Origin of the sequence: Hymenobacter sp. GOD-10R, from assembly GCF_035609205.1 — a bacterium.
Taxonomy (GTDB): Bacteria; Bacteroidota; Bacteroidia; order Cytophagales; family Hymenobacteraceae; genus Hymenobacter.
Genome location: NZ_CP141184.1, coordinates 4592768 through 4610296, shown reverse-complemented (window position 1 = coordinate 4610296; position 17529 = coordinate 4592768). Strand labels below are relative to the sequence as shown.

The window sequence follows — 17529 nt, the reverse complement described above, 5'->3', positions numbered from 1 at the left end:
ACTATATGTAAGGTGTTATAATCAGCTTGTTGTAAACATAGGTCTAGACGAGATAAAAGAGAATTTTATATCATTATAGTACTATTAATTTTCTAAAGTGCTATCGGTCGTCTAAGCTGGTTTCGGCAGGATAGTATGCGAGTGGTAGGTCAATGATGAAGCTGTCGCTCAGGCAATTGCTATAGTCTAGGGTGAGCAAAGCGCATAAAACAAAAAAGCCGACCATAGGGTCGGCTCTTTTGTAGTAATAGGAAGTTGTAGGGAGAGGAGCGGAAGTTAGTTACTTACTCAGCGTCAGCGTGAACGTCTTGCTGAATTTACCTGCTACGAGGCGCACCACGTAGATGCCTTCGTTGAGGTTCGTACCGTCGATGTGGTGCGAGTAAGACGTAGCAGCTTGTGCTTCGCCCGTAGCAATCTGCTGCACCTTGCGGCCGAACGAGTCATACAGCTCTAGCGAGTACGACTGCGTTTGAGTGAAGGTGAAGTCAACCGTAGCCTGCTGCGAGAAGGGGTTCGGATACACATCGAAAGCGCTTAGCGAAGTCATGCTGCTCGTGCTAGTGCTGGTGCTCGTGCTGCTGGTCCGGGCGCTGCTGGTGCTAGCGGTAGCGGTGCTAGAGCAGTTGTTCACGTTCACCGTAACGGCCGTACGAGCACTTTCGCAACCGTTGAGCGTCTGCGACACATAGTACGTAGTGCTGCCGATGGTCGTCGTAGATGGGCGGAAGTCAGTGGCTAGTGCCGTGCCACCCGTCGCAGCAGTGTATACTTTCAAGGTAGCCCCGTTCAGCATGCGTACGTTGGTGCTCAGTGAGCTAGAGGTAGCGCCTTGGCAGTAGTTCACGCTCAGCAACTGGTTGATGTGCGCGTAGATGTAGTTCGCAATGATCGAGCAACCTGGCTTGTTAGGGTGCAGGAAGTCCGAGCGGAGCGAGGTCGGCGGCGTATCGTTGTTGTAGTCAGCCACGTCTATTGGGTCCGATGGGTTGTACATCGACACGGTGTAGGGGCGGATGTTCATGAAGTGGCTACCGTAGATAGAAGCTAGGTCTGCGTTCAAGGACATCACGTGCTCGTAGCCGTAGGTGCCAGGGCTCTCGCCCGAACCATTGTAGACGGACACCACGATGTATTCTTTGTGTGGAAGAGCAGCCACCATAGCGGCAATGCTAGCCTTCACTTGTTCGCCCTGGTCGGAGTCATTACGGCCAGCCCAGATGATCGTCGGCCAGGTGTGCTTCGCTGGATCGGCGAGCATGCGGTCCTTGATCTGCACCGACGTTTGACCGCCGATACCTAGGTTTGCCACGCTATAGCCGCTGAGCTGCGAAAGCGTCTGTGGGTAGTAGCCGTATTGCGCATCGGTGAACGAGTCACCCCAAGCGGCAATGTTAGAAGCATCAACCCCAGCTGGCGGAATAACAACCGGTGCCGGTACGCTGCTTACTACGTTCACCGTAACTGCTACACGAGCGCTTTCGCAGGTGCCTGCTACTTGCGATACATAGTAGGTGGTCGTGCCTACTGCTGCGGTAGAAGGCTGGAAGTTAGCGGCCAATGCCGTGCCACCCGTAGCTGCGGTGTAAACGCGCAGTGCGCTAGCGGGAGTAGGAGTGCCGCTTTGCGTGCTACCTGGGGCCGTTACCGAGGTGGTGAGAGCAGTCGATTGGGTTCCTACGCAAAGCGTAACAGTAGTAGCAATGTTAGGCGTACCTGGTACAGCAGTAACGGTAACAACCAATGCTGTGCGGCCGCTTTCGCACGTACCCGATGCCTGTGCTACATAGTAAGTAGTGTTACCGAGGGCTGCAGTCGACGGCTGGAAGTCAGCTGCCAACGATGTTCCGCCCGTAGCAACCGTGTAGATTTTCAGCGTGGCGCCAGATGTCAGCGTTACACTAGCGCTCAGTGGGCTAGCAGTAGAGCCTTGGCAATACGTCACCGGAGTGTTTACCGTAGGGCTGGCCAACTGACAAGCACTTGGATTCACCGTTACTGTCGTTTGGGCAGCGGCGCTAGCCAAACCTAGGTTATCAGTCACCACTAAGCTGAACACGTACGTACCAGCTGCCAAGCCACTCACCACAGGTTGAGCGACAGTCTTATTAGTGAAGGTAGCCGTGTTAGGACCGCTCACTTGGTTCCAGGCGTATGTGGCAATGGTGCCATCAGCGTCGGTACCGCTGCCGCTCAGCGTAACGCTGCTCGTAGGTAGTGTGATGCTTTGATTAGCGCCGGCATTAGCTACAGGAGCCTGATTGGCGGCGGCATTCACTGTTACTGTCGTTTGCGAGGCAGCACTAGCCACTCCGAGGTTGTCGGTCACGATGAGGCTGAACACGTAAGAGCCAGCTGCTAGGCCGCTCACCACGGGCTGAGCTACCGTTTTATTAGAGAACGTAGCCGTGTTGGGTCCGCTCACCTGGGTCCAAGCATAGGTAGCAATGGTGCCATCGGCATCGGTGCCGCTGCCGCTCAAGGTGGTAGAGCTAGTGGGCAGCGTAATGGTCTTGCTGGCGCCAGCATTCGCTACTGGTGCTTGGTTGGCAGCTGAACTAACTGTCACGCTGGTCTGAGCAGCAGCGCTGGCTAGACCTAGGTTGTCGGTGACAATGAGGCTGAACACGTAGGTGCCCGCTGCCAAGCCACTCACTACCGGCTGGGCGACAGTCTTGTTGGAGAAGGTCGCCGTGTTGGGGCCGCTCACCTGGTTCCAGGCGTATGTGGCAATGGTGCCATCAGCATCCGTGCCGCTGCCGCTGAGCGTAACACTGCTCGTAGGGAGGGTGATGCTCTTGTTGGCGCCGGCATTAGCTACTGGCGCTTGGTTGGCTGCTGCGTTCACCGTGATGCTTACCTGCGCGGCAGCGCTAGCTAAGCCTAGGTTATCCGTGACGATGAGGCTAAACACGTAGGTGCCCGCTGCTAGGCCGCTCACAGTCGGTGCGGCAATGGTTTTGCTGGAGAACGTTGCGGTGTTAGGGCCGCTCACCTGATTCCAAGCATAGCTAGCCACCGTGCCATCAGCATCCGTGCCGCTGCCGGCGAGTGTAACACTGCTCGTGGGCAGGGTGATGCTTTGGTTGGCGCCAGCATTGGCGACTGGCGCTTGGTTCGTAGCTGTTGTGGTGCGCTTGAGAGCCGACGTAGGGATTATGGTCTTCGCGAAGTTCGGACCAGCGTAGCTCACTTGCAGATTCTGGCTGCCGTAGCCTTGTAGGTAGGAGACAGTGAAGGCGTGGGTACCGGCTTTCAGGCCGATGGTGCCGCTTACCTCGCGGCTGTCGTGCGAGCCGTCGTTGTTGACGAGCAGCGTCGAGCCGATGTAGAGCAAGGAGCCATCGTCGGAGTTAGAGTAGAAGGTGTACTGCCCATCGGTGGGCACGGTCACGTAGCCCGTGAACTGGAAGGAGAAGGCGTAGTCCCGCTGCTGCGCCGTCAGCTCGAAGGCGGTGGTGGTACCCGTTTTCAGCGGCGTGAGCGTGCTGTAGTTTGGCACCGCATCCCAGAAGCCTTCGTAGTACTTGTAGTCTAACCCCGCCACTGTGTTCGCGGGGTTCTCCGGCGTGCGCAGGGCTCCGTTTTGGTTTACAGTAATGCTAACCTGCGCTGGGTTGCTGAGAGCTCCTTGGTTATCGGCAACTACCAAGCTGAACACATACGTGCCAGCAACCAGATTGCTTACAGTTGCGGAAGCGGCGGTGGTGCTGCTAAAGCTTGCATTGCTAGGTCCGCTCACCTGCGCCCAGCTATACGAGCTGATAGTACCATCCACGTCCGTAGAAGCCGTGCCATTCAAGGTAGCCGTGTTCGTGGGGAGGGTCAGGGTTTGGTTAGCACCTGCGTTAGCAACTGGTGCTTGATTGGAAGTGGTGGCTACGCGCTTATAGGCAGCAGCCGGAATAGCTTGCTTTGCGAGGCTAGGTCCGGCATAGCTTACTTGCAGACTCTGGCCACCGTCGTTTTCGAAGAAGGCGATGGTGATGGCGTGCGTACCAGCTTGCAAGCCGATTGTACCCGCTTGTTCCACATCTCCGTGCAGACCATCGTTGTTCACCACTTGTGTCGAGCCGATATAGAGCTTGGAGCCGTCATCGGAGCTGGTGTAGAAGGTGTACTGGCCGTCGGTGGGTACCGTTACGTAGCCTGTGTATTGGAAGGCATAGCCATTGTCACGCAAAGCAGCCGTCAGGGTTGGGGTCGTTACGGTGCCAGTGCGAGTAGGAGTGAGCGTGCTGAAAGTCGGCAGCGCATTCCAATAGCCTTCGTAGTACTTGTAATCCAAGCCGGCTACTGCGTTGGCCGGGTTCTCTGGCGCACGCAGGTTGCTAGCGGCATTCACCGTCACGGTGGTCTGAGCAGCAGCGCTGGCTAAACCTAGGTTATCCGTCACGATGAGGCTGAACACATACGTGCCGGCCGCTAGGCCGCTCACTACGGGCTGAGCGACAGTCTTATTAGTGAAGGTCGCCGTGTTGGGGCCGCTTACTTGCGTCCAAGCGTAGCTAGCCACCGTGCCATCGGCATCCGTGCCGCTGCCAGTTAGTGTCACCGAACTCGTTGGAAGAGTGATGGTCTGGCTAGCACCAGCATTAGCCACAGGAGCCTGGTTAGCGACAGTGTTAACCGTTACTGTTGTTTGCGAGGCAGCACTGGCTAGGCCGAGGTTATCCGTCACGATCAAGCTGAACACGTAAGAGCCAGCTGCTAGGCCACTCACGGTCGGTGCAGCAATGGTTTTGCTAGAGAACGTTGCGGTGTTAGGACCACTCACCTGGGTCCAAGCATAGCTAGCAATGGTGCCATCGGCGTCGGTGCCGCTACCGCTCAAGGTGGTGCTGCTGGTGGGCAGCGTAATGGTCTTGCTGGCGCCAGCATTCGCTACTGGTGCTTGGTTGGCAGCTGAACTAACTGTCACACTGGTCTGAGCAGCAGCGCTGGCTAGGCCTAGGTTGTCGGTGACAATGAGGCTGAACACGTAGGTGCCGGCCGTTAGGCCACTCACTACCGGCTGAGCCACTGTCTTATTAGTGAAGGTAGCAGTATTAGGGCCGCTTACTTGCGTCCAAGCGTAGCTAGCCACCGTGCCATCGGCGTCGGTGCCGCTGCCGCTGAGCGTTGCTGAGCTAGTCGGTAGGGTGATGCTCTGGTTGGCGCCAGCGTTGGCCACCGGCGCTTGGTTTGTAGCCGTAGTGGCGCGCTTGTAAGCCGAGGCTGGAATAAGGGTCTTCGCGAAGCTCGGACCAGCGTAGCTCACTTGCAGATTCTGGCCACCATAGCCTTGTAAGTAGGCAATGGTAATAGCGTGTGTACCAGCTTTCAGGCCGATGGTGCTAGCAATTTCCCGGTCGCCGTGCGAGCCGTCGTTATCTAAGAGCAAGGTGGAACCCATATAAATACGGGAACCGTCGTCGGAGTTGGAGTAGAAGGTATACTGACCATCAGTTGGTACAGTCACGTAGCCCGTGAATTGGAACGCAAACGCGTAGTCACGCTGCTGAGCCGCCAACGACGGAGCCGTAACGGTACCTGTCTTAAGGGGCGTCAGGGTATTGAAGGCTGGCAAATTATCCCAGAAACCTTCGTAGTACTTATAGTCGAGGCCTGCTACCGTGTTGGTTGGGTTCTCTGGTGTGCGCAGACCCGAAGCAGCATTCACGGTTACGGTCACCTGCGACTCGGTGCTGAGGGCACCTAGGTTATCGGTCACTACCAAGCTGAAGACATACGTGCCCGCCTGCAGCCCGCTCACGCTAGGAGCGGCTACCGTTTTGTTGCTGAACGTGCCGGTGCTCGGGCCGCTTACTTGGCTCCAGAGGTAGCCTGTCACTGTGCCGTCGCTGTCCGTGCCACTGCCATTGAGGGTAACGGTGCTGGTTGGCAGCGTGATGGTTTGAGCAGCGCCCGCATTAGCTACCGGTGCCTTGTTCGACGTAGATGTCGAGGCCCGCTTGTAGGCGGAAGCCGGTATGAGCTGCTTGTTCAGGCCTGGGCCGGCATAGCTCACTTGCAAGTTCTGGCCGCCAGCATCCTGCAAGTAAGCCACGGTAATGGCGTGGGTACCGGCTTGCAGCCCGATGGTGCCGTTGAGCTCCTGGTCGCCGTGGGTGCCATCGTTGTTGACCACCAGCGTATTGCCGATGTAGAGAAGCGAGCCGTCGTCGGAGTTGACGTAGAAGGTGTACTGGCCATCAGTGGGTACGGTCACGTAGCCCGTGAACTGCATGGCGTAGCCGTAGTCGCGCTGCGCCGGCGTTAGGGCCGGCTGCATGATAGCGCCCGTTTTGAGCGGCGTGAGAGTAGTGAAGTTGGGAATCGCCTTCCAGAAACCCTCATAATACTTGTAGTCCAGACCCGAAACGGTGCTGGCTGGGTTTTCTGGCGTGCGCAGATCCACTAAAGCAGCTTTGCGCTTTGTTGATGCAGCAGTGGTATAGCGAACGGATGGGGAAGCTAGATGTGCTTGCGGATGAGCCGTAGGATTATCATTACTAGAGATAGACCGGCTTGCTACCGGCTCAGCTGCTGCCATCGAGAGGGGAGCGACGGCAAGCAATGGAATTAATAATGACAGAAAAAAGCCCCTTCTACGATGGTAGAGGTTATAAAAAGAATGCATGCTGGGTGTGTTTGTAAAGTTTAGTCTTATTTGAGATAGAAAGCTTGTTGTTAAGCAATGTTACATGACGAAGCAGCTGAGCAAGCTTAAATGAAAATTGGTGGGGTTAGATAAGGGTAGGATAGGGCAACTGAGAGCGGGAGAGAGCAGAAGAAAAAGGGTACTAGAAGGCGTTTTCGCTGCCTTTAGCGGATTGGTAAACGGTGAGCACAATGATTTTAAGATCAAGCAGAAACGACCAGTTTTTGATGTAGAAGATGTCAGCATTTACGCGCTTAGTCATGGCTATAAGCTCCTTGGTTTCGCCGCGGTGACCCGCTACTTGTGCAAGGCCCGTGATGCCAGGCATCACCGCGTGGCGCACCATGAAGTTGTCAATCACGCGGGCGTAATCTTCCGTGTGCTTGAGCATGTGCGGGCGCGGCCCTACCACCGACATTTCGCCTCGCAACACGTTGATGAACTGCGGCAGCTCGTCTATGCTCGTTTTGCGCAGCATGGCACCAATACGGGTGATGCGGTTGTCGCCACGGCTAGCTTGCTTGTGGTCAGCATCAGCGCTCATGCGCATGCTGCGGAACTTGAGGCAGTAGAAGGGTAACCCATCTTTGCCTGTGCGTAGTTGTTTAAAAAAGACCGGTCCTCTTGAATCAATTTTGATAATTAGTGCAATCAGCGGCACCAACCAACTGAGCAAAAAAATCAGTACCAAAGAGGCAAATGCAATGTCGAAAGCCCGCTTGAGAAAAGTGGGTTGGGCTACTGTAGAGTTTACCTTTAGAGCGGCTGAAGGGAGAGAGAAAATGTGCTCCATGCTTACCAGATACGTTATATTTTTTATAAACATAGTGTAATCACATTATATAAACAAAAATTTGTGCAAGAAATTATTTTTAAAAACCTATTCAGGGAATTGCAATACGCGGTTATATCCTTGTGTTTAAGGAGTATAGAGGCTCGTTTCTATAGCTTTACTACTTTCTATTCAGCTGGTTGGTCGGACGTTAGATCAAACCACAAAAGCTAGGCGGTAGCTTCTTGGTAGCGCTTTTATAAGCCGTAGGAAAAGGGGAGGGTTCTTGCTCCTAAGTAGAAGGCCGAATGCCTTGAGGAGCTATAAAAAAGCCTCAATCACTGACTGAGGCTTTTCGGGAACATACCAGCAGAAAACGTACTGTTACCTGCGGCAAATACATACGTAGTGAAGTAGTTAGCTGGATTTACTAGCTGTAAACAATTGTGCTTTTTTGCCTAACCGGAGCTAGGCGTGGCGTTCAAGTCCTATAAGCTTAGTGATTAGCTAGATACAAATAGCCCAAGAAAACGCCTTAGCGCCCTGCTAGGTACATATGCTGGCAATAAAAGCTGAAGATGGAACTTTTTGTAAAATGCCTAGTTGGAAATATCCAATTATTTCATTTTGCATTTATAGGCTTTTACCTAGGGGCGATTCTAGGGCCGAGAGGTTATAAAGTGATGCACCTAGGACAGCCTACCACCGCGCGACATTATGTTAGTTGATCTCTGTCAATATCACTCTATATAACCTAAACGATGTACTATTCTTGCCGACATGAAGTAGCATAACCGGTGCCTACCGGCTCTGCTTCAGCCATGCGTACGCAGTAGCCAATTCTTCAAACATAATCACGATGGGATTGGTGATGAACTGCATGCTGGCATCAATGGCGTGTTGGTCAGACCAGAGAGGAGAGTAGATCCAGGCGACATAACGAACGCCCTGTTGGGCAATGCTGTCAAGACAATCACGACCTAGCCACTGTGCAGATGTTTCCCAACTGCTAGTTACCTGACTACTATCGTTCAAAATCTTTCTACATTCCCATGCTTGCAAGCATCGTATAATAACCTCGAAGCCAGCGAGTACTGAGGTTTTATCATGTTCTCCTTTCCATTCGATATACAACCAATCGTTAGGACCATCATAGGAAACAGTGAGAGAAGGGGTATCAACTAATTTGCGAAAAGTCTGCATTGTATGGAACGGACGGTGCGCTTCACGCTAGACTTACCGTTGGCCGGTGGGCGACCAGCCAAGGGTCTAGCGTTACTAAGGAGGCGGACGAAAGAGGACGAAAACAGATGCTATACCTCAGCTCCTGAAACTCTGGTACCTAGGTACGCAGTGCCAAGCCAGAACTGTGCATAAAAAATAACTGCTGGGGATGTAGGGAGCATCTTTGAAAATTGGACTTAGGAATAATAACTTTGTAGAAATACCTGTTAAGATAAAAGCCCATGTCAGAGAATGAGGTAAATCTTCGCGCAGCGTTATACAAAGGCAACTCGGCACAGGCTGGTTGCTGGCTGTCTGAGTTTGTGCAGGAACGGTATACGTCACTCAAACTCACGGTTAGGCAGCAAGCAGCACTTGTAGCTATATGTCAAACGGTAGTGATGAGTAATCAGTTTCTTACTCCCAATGAATTGCTACAGCAAGTTTCTAGCTGTTTGGGCTACATCATCTAGTAGCCTTTTAGGTATTATAAAGTTCTTATAGCTAGTTATTTACCTTCTATTATTGCGCAGATGAATCTGCGTTCATAGCGTATTCGCTAAATCAGCAGAATCAGCTTATCAGGAGCTAGGTACTAGGCGACCCGGCTTAGTCCTGTATCTTGGGGCCCGCAACCGCAACAGACAGAAGTAGTTTGTTGCCCTTATCCTCGCCCTTTCCCGATGAAGATCCTGCTGGTTGAAGATGAACCCAAAGTAGCCGCTTTTTTGCACCAAGGCCTGACGGAGCAGCAGTATGCTGTCGACTTAGCGCCCGACGGCTTGGTGGGCTTACGTATGGCGCTAGCTAACTCCTACGATCTGCTTATCCTCGACACGCTGCTGCCTAGCCTCAGTGGGCTCGAAGTGTGTCGGCAGGTGCGGGCCCAAAACCCGGCCGTCCCCATTCTGATGCTCACGGCCCTCGGCGAAACGGATGATAAGATCCGGGGCCTCGATGCAGGTGCCGACGATTACTTGGTTAAGCCCTTCGCGTTTCAGGAGTTGCTGGCGCGCATTCGGGCCCTGGCTCGGCGCCGTCAGGAGGGGCCAGCGGCCGGGGCTGTGTTGCGCTTAGCCGATCTTACCCTCGATCCAGCGCGCAAGCTTGTGCAGCGTGCGGGGCAGGCTATTCAGCTCACGGCTCGTGAGTTTGCCCTGCTCGAATACCTGCTGCGCAACCAAGGACGGGTAATTTCCAGGGTTGATATCCTGGAGCACGTCTGGGAAACGTCCTTCGATACCGGCTCCAACGTGATTGATGTGTACATCAACTTCCTGCGCAAAAAGGTAGATAAAGACTTTTCGCCTAAGCTCATCTATACACTCGTGGGCATGGGCTACGTAATGAAGGAAGAATAACGGTGTGTTAGCTGGCGGCTTATTAAGCAGCTAGGGGGTAAGCCATGGATGTCTAGCTGAACGGGGAAGTCACAAGTCCTTTCTTTGCGAGAAGGACGACGTAGGCTCAAGCTGCAATAGCCGACCATTCAACTATCTACTAATTCAATCCTTCAGCCTATGACCATTCGCACGCGCCTAGCCTTGCAGTTTGCCGCTATTTTGGCCGTCACGCTGGTGCTATTTACGCTGGTCATTTACTTCTTTTCATACTACTCTTGGCGGCAGTACTTCACCGAGATCTTGTTTGCGCGGGCGCGCATTGTAGCGCACGTGTACTTGGATGGAACTAACCGGGCCGACGAGGAAAGTCGTGCCTCGTACCGACGCTATTTGCGGCAGTTTTATCGCACCCTGCCCGAGGAAGAAGTATACGTATATAATGCTGCCAACGAAATCGTATTTCGCGAAGGGCAGGAAACGATAATGGCCGTGCCCGCTGACTTGCTTAGTGCGGTGCGGCAAACTGGGCAGGAGGTGGTGCTAGGTCCTGACTACCGGCAAACGGTAGGGCTGCTCTACCGCGATGCCCGCCGCGGCGATTTTGTAGTAGTGGCGTCCTCGCTCGATACTACAACCCGGGAGCAGCTACGGCAGGAACGCCAGATTTTGCTAGCTGGGCTACTCGGCTCTTTCCTCATTGTGGGGCTAGGAAGTTGGTTTTTTGCCGGGCAGGCCCTGCGCCCCATGAAGCGTATTGTGCAGGAGGTAGATAATATCCGGGCGTCGGATCTGCACCAGCGCCTGTCGCAGGCCGATGGCCAAGACGAGGTGTCGCACTTAGCCCAGCGCTTCAACAGCTTGCTCGATCGGCTTGAAACAGCGTTTGCAGGGCAGCGTACATTCGTGCGCGATGCCTCGCATGAACTGCGTACGCCCATCACGGCTGTCATTGGGCAACTGGAAGTGGCGCTGATGCAGGAGCGCACGCCTGGCGAGTACCGGCGCGTGCTACAGAGTACCCTAGATGCGGCGCGTCTGTTGAAAGATCTAACGAACGGCTTGTTGCAGATTGCAAAAGTGTCGGACGACCCTTCGCAGGTGCCGCTCACGTCGGTGCGCCTAGACGAGCTGGTGTTGCAGGCCCACGAAGAAATGCAGCGCCGCCAGCCTACCTGCCGGATCGACCTAGATTTCAACGAAGCGTCAGCGCACATGACGGCCATTCCGTTCAGCGTGTACGGCAACGAAGCGCTGCTACTGGCGGCCGTGCTCAATATTCTGGAGAATGCCTGCAAGTTTTCGATGGGCTCTAAACAACCTATCCTGGCAGTGTTGGCAACCAATGGACGGATGGTGAGTTTGGAAGTGCGCGATGAAGGGGTAGGCATGAGCGAAGCGGACCGCCAACAAGTATTCGTGCCTTTCTTTCGGGCCGCGACGGTGCGCAACGTGCCGGGGCATGGCATTGGGCTACCGCTGACAGCTAAGATCATGGAACTGCATGGCGGCACCATAACCGTGGAGAGCGAGCTAGGTAGGGGAACTCAGGTGCGCTTAGAATTACCAGCTATGTGAAGCTTGTTGCCCCAGGACGGTAGCATAGCTTATAACTTATTTGCTGATATTTATTATTGATAATCAAACAGTTGTAATTTTTAATTTCCTTTTAACGCTCTTTTAATTTGGTCTTAACGGCGTGGTTGTAGACTTGTACCATCTCGTACTGGCAGGCCATTTTTACCAAGCCATTATCGCCGGTGCGAAGCTAGCTCTGCTGCTATGATTAAAACTGCTTAGGGTGTAACTGCGTCTGCGCCCGCTGGCGCAACCACCCATCTGTTACAGGCGCTTTTGAAAGATGCTTCGTTCTTGTAAACAAATACTTGCACGTTGAAATTAGCAGCAACATTCAAATCTAATTCCCACTGATGCAAGAGATTCTGGAAAACAACCGCAAATGGGTCAAAGAAAAGTTAGCGAATGATGCTGACTACTTCAACCGACTAGCGAAGGGCCAGAAGCCGCGGTATTTATTCATTGGCTGCTCCGATTCACGAGTGCCCGCGAGCAATATCACAGGCACTGGCCCAGGGGAGATGTTCGTGCACCGCAATATTGCGAACCTAGTGGTGCACTCCGATATGAACCTGCTGAGCGTGTTGCAATACGCTGTGGAGGTGCTTGGTGTGCAAGATATTATGGTGGTAGGTCACTATGGTTGTGGCGGTGTGGCTGCTGCTGCTGCCGATAAGCAATATGGCTTGATTGATAACTGGCTGACCAACATTCGGGACGTTATTCGGCTGCACGAAAAAGAATACTTGCGCATCAATGACGAGGAGACGCGTCTGCGACGCCTCGTGGAACTGAACGTAATCGAGCAGGTACGCAACTTGTCGAAAACCAACATCATCCAGAACGCACGCAAAGGAGACAACCCGCCGCGCTTGCATGGCCTGGTGTACGACGTGCGTGATGGCCTGCTGAAAGACTTGCGCGTGGAAGATGACCTTCACGAGTACGCACACATTTACGCAACAAGCGCGAAGCCTTCGAGCGATGAGCTAGCCTTGCCAGTGGTGCCAATAGAAGAACAGGCAAACACCCTGCATGTCGAAGAACAAGAAGCTGATAGCTCCATGCAGCGCGTGAGCTAACACCAGTACCACGCTGGCCTAGACTGAGGGGAAAGGGCTGGCGTGTTAAAACCACCGAATGCATTAAGCTTCGGTGGTTTTTTTATGCCCTAAGACAAGCAAGTGAGTAGACGCCTGCGTGTGAGAGACGCCTAAGCTTGGGTATGCTTACGCCTCAAGAACTAGGCGTTTGTTGCAGCATGTTCTGCTTAATGCTTCACCGATTTGGTACGATGTACGGGCCGCGGATGCGCTGTGCGCGGCAGATGTTTTGTGGGGCTGATGCCATCGATTTCTACGCCGGGTAGCAGGATGGAATAAGCGGGAATAAGCTTTGCAGTGACGGGGTGGCTGGGACCGGCCCACGCAGGAACCGTAACCAAAGCCAGAGCGACAACCGGAACTAGGTACTTTTTCATGACGAAAAAACAAGTGGTTGAACGATGGTCCAAACCTACCGCTCGTTAAGTGAGCGGCACATGAATACTTGAATATTCCAAGCAAAGCGACTAGTCTGTTCGAACTGTTAAGGAGCGCTTGTGGAAGGTGCTGATAGCTGGAAGGTCATAAAGTTGTTGCCAACTCGACAATACCTTTTCCAAAAAGCTTGACGTACTGCTTGTATTCATCATCCCACTTTCTTGTAGTATGGAAAAGCCTATTTCGCGTCAAATGCACGGCGTTGCCGATTTGAGTTACATACCCATGGTTCTTGCTTTACCAAAGCTAGCTGGCTTCGAAGACGAAAAGAGCGCCGTTACGATGACGCGCGTGCTGGCCGGTAACGTCCTGACCGTTGGCTTATTTACCCGAGCCGAATGGGGCGTGTTCAAGAAGATACCCTTCAAAACGCACCTTATTCTGGACATAGCTGCCGGTGTGCTAGCGGCTAGTGCCCCTTGGCTGCTAGGTTTCTCTAAAAATAAAGCCGCCCGCAACGCCTTCTTAGCGATTGGAGCAGTAGAATTGACCGCCGGCTTGCTCTCGCAACCGGAGGAAATGCCGAAATACCGAGACTAACTTGCTGGGCTTCTTCGAAGCCCTGTACACAAAACGGCCTTGCAGCGGTTCTCACGTGAACTATTGCAAGGCCGTTTTGCAAAGGAGCTAGGTGCTTATGCTTCTTCCTCCTTCAATGACTGCATATCGATGACGTGGCGGTAGCGCACTTCCTTATCAAGCAGGTCGTCGAACGCTTTGTTGATGTCCTGCATCTTGATCATTTGTACCTCGGGCAAGATGTTGTGCTCGGCGCAGAAATCTAGTACCTCTTGGGTTTCGGCGATGCTCCCGATGATGGAGCCCGCCACCGTGCGGCGGTACATGGCCATATCCATGTTGTTGAGCGGCTTCTTGTATTCGCCTAGCAAGCCAACGGCCACGATGGTGCCGTCGAGGTTGAGCAGCGACACGTAATCGGAGATGTCGTACGCGTCGGGGATGGTGTTGAGGATAAAATCGAACGTGGCTTCGTGCTGCTTCATCGCCGCAGAGTCAGTCGAGATGATGACTTCGTGGGCGCCGAATGCTTCAGCATCGGCTACTTTATCCTTGGAAGTTGTAAGCACAGTTACGTTAGCGCCTAACGCTTTGGCTATCTTCACGGCCATGTGACCTAGGCCGCCGAGGCCCACGATACCTACCTGGTCACCGGCTTTCACATTCCAGTGCTTCATCGGTGAATAGGTCGTGACACCCGCGCACAAGATAGGCGCGGCCGCTGTGATGTCGAGACCTTCCGGAATGCGCAACACAAACGACTCTTTCACGGTGATGTTGGTGGAGTAGCCACCGAAGGTGTTGGCGCCGCTGCCGTCGGGCTTCATCGGGCCGTTGTACGTGGCCGTCCAACTCACCGGGCCTTGGCAGTAATTTTCCTCGCCGTGCTTACAGGGTTGGCACTCGCCGCACGAGTCAACCATGCAGCCCACGCCTACCAGGTCGCCGACCTTGAACTTGGTGACGGCGCTACCGATTTGCGAGATCCGACCAACGATTTCGTGGCCTGGTACGCACGGATACACCGTGTTTTTCCAATCGTTTTTCACCTGGTGCACATCGGAGTGGCACACCCCGCAGTATAGGATATCAATATGAACTTCGTCGCCCTGGGGGAGGCGGCGCTCAATTTCCATGCGCTTCAGACCGTTGAAGATGGAGTTGGTGGCGCCGTAAGCAGGCGTTTTGATGGTTTCGACCGTCGTGGTTGCTTCGAAAGTGGTAGTATCCATAAGAGGTTGGTTTTGGTAATGAGAGGGACGTTTTCTGGCGCAAGCCAGAAGCGTAGAACGCTAGCAGAGTTTACGGCTGCGCCTGGAGGTAGTTAATAGACCTATGGAGCTCTAAAAGCTAGCTTGCCATTACCTCCTAGCTCAACCAACTGTATCGCCCTTTCATCGACCAAAAACAGGCCTCTATCTTAAAAGAGAGGTGCTTGGGAAACTGAAATTCCCCTGATTATGCACGCCATACCCTAGGTCAGACTCGTCGCAGAATCGGAAAGCGGGCCTGAATAAACATGTAAAGTCCGTAAACGACTAGCCCCAGCGCAACTACGCCGAGCGCTTCTGGACTCATGGCTTGCAGCGCCTTAAAGCAACCCTCTGTGTCACGTATTTCATTGATGTTGGCATGCTGGGCAGCCATAAAGCAGAAGTAACCCATAATGAGGAGCACCACGCCGCGGGCACTGTAGCCAACTTGGCCCATGCGGTGCACGAGTAGCCGTTGGGCGTGCGTAAATGGACTGAACTGTACGTCGGTATCGAACTTTCCCGACCAAGCGCGGTAGAGCTGGACGACGCCGGCACCTAGCACAATCAACCCAACTAGCCCTAGCAGTGCCTGCCCGTAGTGGTGGTGCAGTACGCTTCGTAGCGTCGATTGGCTGGTGTTGTCACTGGGCGGGAGGTGACCATGCCAGGCAATTCTGGCGGTGTAAAAAGCTAGGACTCCGTGCAGTAGTCCGCTAAATATATAGAACCCCCGGACGGCTAAGCCTTTCACAGCGGATCCCTGGTTTTCCGTGTCAAGTAGAGCTTGGGCAAAGCGCCACGCCACATACCCCAACAGGCCACCCGCAATGAGCCATAGCAAAGCCTGACCTAGCGGCATGTGCTGAATGGCTTGAAAGGCCTCCTGCTGACTTGGCGCATTGCTGCCACGCAAGCCGAGCGCAGCCATAGTCGCGAGCACACCTAGTACCAAGTACACGAACCCGAGTGAGGCAAAGCCAATTCGTGCCCAAACTTTGAGGCTGGCCGCAGGGGAGGGTAAGGCAGCTGGTATAGTGGAGGTCGTGAATTCCATTGCGTTATGACAACCCAACGCTTACGTAAGAAAAACATAGCTAGGTTGCTGCGCATGTATGGAATACTCACAAAACCGTTCGTCTGAGCCAGCTATTCTTCTTTATTACTCAGCCCATTGGGTTTGTAGTCCGGCTGAGTAGAAACGTGGGAATGAATCCAGCTAGGTTCCTTGCGGTGGTAAAAAGCAGTGAGTAGGTTAGTCAACACCACCACATCCCCCACAGCCACTGCTGCATCCGGAGCAGCCGCTGCTACACCCACTGTCGCTGCTGTGCCCATGTCCATCTCCGTGCCCGCCGCAGCCACTATGCCCATCGTGCGACGGGCAATGGCTGTCAAACGTATCCGCGCAATCATTCCAAGTAGACCCGCCCGCGTCACTAGTGCCTTCTACATGCTCAAGCTCCCGCATTTCTGTTTCTAGCTGGCGCCCAACCGGCGAAGTAAATGAGGGAAGCAGAAAGAGTAATCCTTGCAAATTGTGCAGCCACGTTTGAGTTTCGGCTGTGGGCTGGTTGGCACATCGTACCAATTGCTTATCTAGGTTAATTAACTCATTTCGAACAAACTGATCGAAATTGCTGCCTTGAGTGGTTGGCGTTATGTAGCCAATCAGGCGCCGCCACCAAGAGGCGTGAATGAACAACTCAGCGGTGCGGTCATTTTGCAAGATCAACTGATAGTAAGCGCGCACGGAGCCTACGCGCTGCATAAGCATCCTGACGTACTGCCGAAATTGCGTCTGGAAAGAAGGGTCTTGTAGGAATAACTCTAGGAGCGGCTTCTCATGGGGCAAATACGAGTAAGCACCTAGCATAGGGCCTGCGCATACGTAGGTATACAGAACCGCAGGGTCGCTAGGGTGCGGTTGACTATACCGATGTTCTAAGCTAAGTGCTTCCTTGCGCAACAGATCCAGAAATGTAAGGCGCAGAAGCTGTCGTAGAAGAGGAGCGTGACGCTCGTGAACAACGAGCAAAAGCTCAGCAGGAGAGAAGTCCGTAAGGGCAGGCATCAGTTGCGCCGAAAGCTAGGTTTAGGTACTAACCAATAAGCATCAAGGTTCACACGCCGGAAGTTGATTTCCCGGAATCGGGTCTCGCTATCGGGCCAAATGTCAGCAGGTGGCAAGGCATTGAACGTGGTGTGATACAGTTGCTTCGTGCGTTCGTACCAGTTCTCAAACTTGGTCTGCTCGCTAGGGCCGCCTTTCGTGGGACCGTGGTGAATAGGGCGCCCGAGCACCTGGTCGCAAAACGCTACCCAGTACGACTGGGTGTACAGCAAGTGCAAGTGCCACACCTGATCTACTGGGTCGGAAGGAGTGAGCGGGTGCGGCGCGAGGCACAGCAAAAACATGAATTTTTTGTACTCCAGCACCGCGCGGAGGGCATAGTCTAAGGGCCAACCGTTCTCCCGCGCTAGGCGGTCTGTAAAGGAAAAGGAAGCAGCCGGATCGTCGAGCTCAAAAGCCCGGATACGCTCCCATAAGTTGGGTGGTAGGGTAGGTTCCAAGAGAGAAGTAAAGGAAATCCTAGAGAGTAGGCAGCAGAAAGGAACCCTTATGTAGTCGGTTGGATATACTTAGTTGTAAATATAT

General features: G+C 53.6%; 12 protein-coding genes. 4 read left to right on the top strand and 8 right to left on the bottom strand.

The genetic code is table 11. The annotated features are described in order from the left end of the window. Nucleotides 1–280 precede the first annotated feature (280 nt). The 3 genes from SD425_RS18300 to SD425_RS18290 all read right to left on the bottom strand — a co-directional run bounded on the left by SD425_RS18300 (nt 281) and on the right by SD425_RS18290 (nt 8618). Nucleotides 281–6535 carry a PKD domain-containing protein gene (locus SD425_RS18300; RefSeq protein WP_324671426.1) on the bottom strand — a complete coding sequence of 2085 codons (6255 nt, stop codon included), beginning with the start codon at nt 6533–6535 and terminating at the stop codon, nt 281–283. Between the two features lie 250 nt (nt 6536–6785). Further along, nucleotides 6786–7436, bottom strand: coding sequence for an exopolysaccharide biosynthesis polyprenyl glycosylphosphotransferase (locus SD425_RS18295; protein ID WP_324671425.1), 651 nt, complete (start codon nt 7434–7436; stop codon nt 6786–6788). A gap of 780 nt (nt 7437–8216) precedes the next feature. Continuing rightward, on the bottom strand, nt 8217–8618 hold the full coding sequence (locus SD425_RS18290) for a hypothetical protein (protein ID WP_324671424.1): 402 nt from the start codon (nt 8616–8618) through the stop codon (nt 8217–8219). Between the two features lie 704 nt (nt 8619–9322). On the opposite strand from SD425_RS18290, the gene SD425_RS18285 reads away from it, so the two are divergent. The 3 genes from SD425_RS18285 (at nt 9323) to SD425_RS18275 (ending at nt 12639) form a co-directional block, all read left to right on the top strand. Next, nucleotides 9323–10000: a response regulator transcription factor gene (locus SD425_RS18285; protein ID WP_324671422.1), complete on the top strand. Its 678-nt coding sequence runs from the start codon at nt 9323–9325 to the stop codon at nt 9998–10000. A gap of 159 nt (nt 10001–10159) precedes the next feature. Then, the gene (locus SD425_RS18280) at nt 10160–11557 is read left to right on the top strand and encodes a sensor histidine kinase (protein WP_324671420.1); all 1398 of its coding nucleotides are present in this window, start codon (nt 10160–10162) and stop codon (nt 11555–11557) included. A 353-nt stretch (nt 11558–11910) separates the two neighbouring features. Continuing rightward, nucleotides 11911–12639 carry a carbonic anhydrase gene (locus tag SD425_RS18275; RefSeq protein WP_324671418.1) on the top strand — a complete coding sequence of 243 codons (729 nt, stop codon included), beginning with the start codon at nt 11911–11913 and terminating at the stop codon, nt 12637–12639. 188 nt (nt 12640–12827) lie between these two features. Here the strand turns inward: SD425_RS18275 and SD425_RS18270 are convergent, their stop codons facing one another. Continuing rightward, complete coding sequence (locus tag SD425_RS18270; RefSeq protein ID WP_324671417.1) at nt 12828–13037, bottom strand: hypothetical protein; 210 nt, start codon at nt 13035–13037, stop codon at nt 12828–12830. 229 nt (nt 13038–13266) lie between these two features. On the opposite strand from SD425_RS18270, the gene SD425_RS18265 reads away from it, so the two are divergent. Continuing rightward, a complete protein-coding gene (locus tag SD425_RS18265) occupies nt 13267–13638 on the top strand; it encodes a hypothetical protein (RefSeq protein ID WP_324671415.1) in 372 nt (123 codons plus the stop codon). A gap of 95 nt (nt 13639–13733) precedes the next feature. Here the strand turns inward: SD425_RS18265 and SD425_RS18260 are convergent, their stop codons facing one another. The 4 genes from SD425_RS18260 to SD425_RS18245 form a co-directional block, all read right to left on the bottom strand. Next, the gene (locus SD425_RS18260) at nt 13734–14849 is read right to left on the bottom strand and encodes an NAD(P)-dependent alcohol dehydrogenase (RefSeq protein WP_324671414.1); all 1116 of its coding nucleotides are present in this window, start codon (nt 14847–14849) and stop codon (nt 13734–13736) included. A 247-nt stretch (nt 14850–15096) separates the two neighbouring features. Then, a complete protein-coding gene (locus SD425_RS18255; RefSeq protein WP_324671413.1) occupies nt 15097–15927 on the bottom strand; it encodes a DUF1206 domain-containing protein in 831 nt (276 codons plus the stop codon). 92 nt (nt 15928–16019) lie between these two features. Beyond that, a complete protein-coding gene (locus SD425_RS18250; protein WP_324671412.1) occupies nt 16020–16286 on the bottom strand; it encodes a hypothetical protein in 267 nt (88 codons plus the stop codon). A gap of 657 nt (nt 16287–16943) precedes the next feature. Then, complete coding sequence (locus tag SD425_RS18245) at nt 16944–17444, bottom strand: hypothetical protein (RefSeq protein ID WP_324671411.1); 501 nt, start codon at nt 17442–17444, stop codon at nt 16944–16946. Nucleotides 17445–17529: the final 85 nt, after the last annotated feature.

What these genes read in the sequence shown, in the direction of transcription:
- SD425_RS18300 (WP_324671426.1), bottom strand. Translation starts at nt 6,535, where the DNA reads ATGGCAGCAGCTGAGCCGGTAGCAAGCCGGTCTATCTCTAGTAATGAT.
- SD425_RS18295 (WP_324671425.1), bottom strand. Translation starts at nt 7,436, where the DNA reads ATGGAGCACATTTTCTCTCTCCCTTCAGCCGCTCTAAAGGTAAACTCT.
- SD425_RS18290 (WP_324671424.1), bottom strand. Translation starts at nt 8,618, where the DNA reads ATGCAGACTTTTCGCAAATTAGTTGATACCCCTTCTCTCACTGTTTCC.
- SD425_RS18285 (WP_324671422.1), top strand. Translation starts at nt 9,323, where the DNA reads ATGAAGATCCTGCTGGTTGAAGATGAACCCAAAGTAGCCGCTTTTTTG.
- SD425_RS18280 (WP_324671420.1), top strand. Translation starts at nt 10,160, where the DNA reads ATGACCATTCGCACGCGCCTAGCCTTGCAGTTTGCCGCTATTTTGGCC.
- SD425_RS18275 (WP_324671418.1), top strand. Translation starts at nt 11,911, where the DNA reads ATGCAAGAGATTCTGGAAAACAACCGCAAATGGGTCAAAGAAAAGTTA.
- SD425_RS18270 (WP_324671417.1), bottom strand. Translation starts at nt 13,037, where the DNA reads ATGAAAAAGTACCTAGTTCCGGTTGTCGCTCTGGCTTTGGTTACGGTT.
- SD425_RS18265 (WP_324671415.1), top strand. Translation starts at nt 13,267, where the DNA reads ATGGAAAAGCCTATTTCGCGTCAAATGCACGGCGTTGCCGATTTGAGT.
- SD425_RS18260 (WP_324671414.1), bottom strand. Translation starts at nt 14,849, where the DNA reads ATGGATACTACCACTTTCGAAGCAACCACGACGGTCGAAACCATCAAA.
- SD425_RS18255 (WP_324671413.1), bottom strand. Translation starts at nt 15,927, where the DNA reads ATGGAATTCACGACCTCCACTATACCAGCTGCCTTACCCTCCCCTGCG.
- SD425_RS18250 (WP_324671412.1), bottom strand. Translation starts at nt 16,286, where the DNA reads ATGATTGCGCGGATACGTTTGACAGCCATTGCCCGTCGCACGATGGGC.